We start from the raw sequence: 2,881 nt of genomic DNA, 5'->3' as shown, positions 1-2,881 counted from the left end.
CCGCGATCAAGCAGGTGCGACAGACGTCATACTAGATATCAAGCGACTTCTCCTATCCCCTGGGAACACATCAATCTTACCGGAGAATATCGTTGGCCAAAGCCTTAGCGTAGGATTTCGCCCTCTCCCGCAAACGACCCCTATTTGCGGAACTGCGGGCGTGGCGCTGTTGGTGTTGACACCAAACGCAGCGCTAGATCCTGTCGGCGTCGCAGCGGGCCTGGCGGGGGCGGTTTCCATGGCGTTCGGAACCGTGCTGACCCGCAAGTGGCAACCTCCCGTGCCTCTGCTCACCTTTACCGCCTGGCAACTGGCGGCCGGAGGACTTCTGCTCGTTCCAGTAGCTTTAGTGTTTGATCCGCCAATCCCGATGCCTACAGGAACCAATGTTCTCGGCCTGGCGTGGCTCGGCCTGATCGGAGCGGGTTTAACCTACTTGCTTTGGTTCCGGGGGATCTCGCGACTCGAACCTACAGTTGTTTCCTTACTGGGCTTTCTCAGCCCGGGGACCGCCGTGTTGCTAGGATGGTTGTTCTTGGATCAGACGCTGAGTGCGCTTCAAATCATCGGCGTCCTGCTCGTGATCGGGAGTATCTGGCTGGGCCAACGTTCCAACCGCACTCCTAGGGCGCGTATAGCTTGCCGGAAGTCGCCTTGACCCGCATGGCATAGGCCTATCGTTTCCACGATCAGCGATCGGCTCGTTGCCCTGCGCCGCTCCAAAGCCCGCGACGCAGCGCCGGCAGGCAGAGCAAGTAGAGGGCAGCGCCTGCAATCCATGCCCACCCGTTCCACGTTGTTATAGAAGCCGCATAGATCGCCGTGAAGAGGAGGGGTCCGACGATCGAGGTCAGGCTGGTGAGCGCCGCCAGTGAGCCTTGCAGCTGCCCCTGACGTTCCTCATCCACCTGCCTGGACAACATTGTTTGCAGCGCCGGCATTCCGATGCCACCCGAAGCAAGCAGGACCATGATCGGGAACGCCATCCATCCCCGTGTCGCGAAGGCAAGCAGGATGTAGCCTGTGCCGTCGGCAATCATTCCGAGCATGAGTGCCCGCCTTTCGCCGAGCCGGGCGGCTACAGGGCCGGTGATCATTGCCTGGGCGAGTGAATGCAGAATGCCAAATGCGGCAAGCGAAATGCCGATCGTGGTCGCGTCCCAGTGAAAGCGATCCTCGCCGAAAATGACCCAAAGCGCGGCCGGCACCTGTCCGACAAGTTGCATGATGAAGAAGACCGCCATCAGGGCGGCGACGACGGTCATGCCCCGGGCCCACCGGAACGAAGCGAGCGGGTTGAGAGCCTCCCGGCGTAACGGCCGGCGTTCGCCTTTGTGCGACTCCGGCAAAAGGAAACAGCCCGTCAGGAAATTGAGGCCGTTCAAGGCTGCCGCGGCGAAGAACGGAGCGTGGGGGGAGAAACCGCCCATCAGCCCACCGAGCACAGGTCCCGCGACCATCCCGAACCCGAAACAGGCGCTCATGAAGCCGAAGTGCCGCGCGCGCTCATCGCCATCAGTGATATCGGCAATATAAGCGCCGGCTACCGCCCCAGTCGCCCCGGTGATGCCGGCCACGATCCGCCCGATATAGAGAACCCAAAGGAAAGGCGCTGTCGCCATGATGGCGTAGTCGACAGTGGCGCCGGCCAGCGAGACGAGCAAGATTGGCCGCCGCCCGAAACGATCCGACAGCGCGCCCAGCACAGGTGCGCAGGCAAATTGCACCAACGCATACAGCGCCAGCAGAATGCCATAGTGGGCGGTGACGTCGTTCGAGTGAACCAGATCGCGCAGGAGGCCCGGCAGCACCGGCATAATCAGGCCGATGCCGACAGCGTCGAGCGCGACAGTGCTCAGAATTACGATCAGGGGTCTGTTGGGTTTCACGTCTGGCCTCCGGACCAGCCTCCGCTGGTCCGATTGAACGCGCGGATTCTTTATCACTGATAAGTTGGTGGACATATTATGTTTATCAGTGATAAAGTGTCAAGCATGACAAAGTTGCAGCCGAATACAGTGATCCGTGCCGCCCTGGACCTGTTGAACGAGGTCGGCGTAGACGGTCTGACGACACGCAAACTGGCGGAACGGTTGGGGGTTCAGCAGCCGGCGCTTTACTGGCACTTCAGGAACAAGCGGGCGCTGCTCGACGCACTGGCCGAAGCCATGCTGGCGGAGAATCATACGCATTCGGTGCCGAGAGCCGACGACGACTGGCGCTCATTTCTGATCGGGAATGCCCGCAGCTTCAGGCAGGCGCTGCTCGCCTACCGCGATGGCGCGCGCATCCATGCCGGCACGCGACCGGGCGCACCGCAGATGGAAACGGCCGACGCGCAGCTTCGCTTCCTCTGCGAGGCGGGTTTTTCGGCCGGGGACGCCGTCAATGCGCTGATGACAATCAGCTACTTCACTGTTGGGGCCGTGCTTGAGGAGCAGGCCGGCGACAGCGATGCCGGCGAGCGCGGCGGCACCGTTGAACAGGCTCCGCTCTCGCCGCTGTTGCGGGCCGCGATAGACGCCTTCGACGAAGCCGGTCCGGACGCAGCGTTCGAGCAGGGACTCGCGGTGATTGTCGATGGATTGGCGAAAAGGAGGCTCGTTGTCAGGAACGTTGAAGGACCGAGAAAGGGTGACGATTGATCAGGACCGCTGCCGGAGCGCAACCCACTCACTACAGCAGAGCCATGTAGACAACATCCCCTCCCCCTTTCCACCGCGTCAGACGCCCGTAGCAGCCCGCTACGGGCTTTTTCATGCCCTGCCCTAGCGTCCAAGCCTCACGGCCGCGCTCGGCCTCTCTGGCGAGGCGGATGTGACGCGGGTGCGCTTCGTGAAATCAGCCCAGCGGCTCGGATTCAGCCTCGACGAGATCGCAG

The 2,881-nt window shown here is 62.0% G+C and carries 2 protein-coding genes and 3 pseudogenes; 3 read left to right on the top strand and 2 right to left on the bottom strand.

Features of this window, described 5'->3' with window-relative positions; translation table 11 throughout:
• Positions 1-142: 142 nt before the first annotated feature.
• Positions 143-658, top strand: a pseudogene (locus tag R7R78_RS23735) (DMT family transporter); the annotation flags it as partial.
• A 31-nt stretch (positions 659-689) separates the two neighbouring features.
• Here R7R78_RS23735 and tet(A) read toward each other — a convergent pair.
• Positions 690-1,889 carry a tetracycline efflux MFS transporter Tet(A) gene (gene tet(A), locus R7R78_RS23730; RefSeq protein WP_001973670.1) on the bottom strand — a complete coding sequence of 400 codons (1,200 nt, stop codon included), beginning with the start codon at positions 1,887-1,889 and terminating at the stop codon, positions 690-692.
• A 105-nt stretch (positions 1,890-1,994) separates the two neighbouring features.
• Between tet(A) and tetR(A) the strand changes: the two genes are divergently transcribed.
• Entirely contained in the window at positions 1,995-2,645 is a 651-nt protein-coding gene (gene tetR(A) / locus R7R78_RS23725; protein ID WP_000164043.1) for a tetracycline resistance transcriptional repressor TetR(A), read from the top strand.
• 31 nt (positions 2,646-2,676) lie between these two features.
• Here the strand turns inward: tetR(A) and R7R78_RS23720 are convergent.
• Positions 2,677-2,811 (bottom strand): annotated as a pseudogene (locus tag R7R78_RS23720) (relaxase); the annotation flags it as partial.
• On the opposite strand from R7R78_RS23720, the pseudogene R7R78_RS23715 reads away from it, so the two are divergent.
• Positions 2,806-2,881, top strand: a pseudogene (locus R7R78_RS23715) (MerR family DNA-binding protein); the annotation flags it as partial. The pseudogenes R7R78_RS23720 and R7R78_RS23715 overlap by 6 nt on opposite strands.

It is taken from the genome of Vibrio sp. 2134-1 (assembly GCF_033339495.1).
This window is presented reverse-complemented; position numbering and strand designations above follow the sequence as displayed.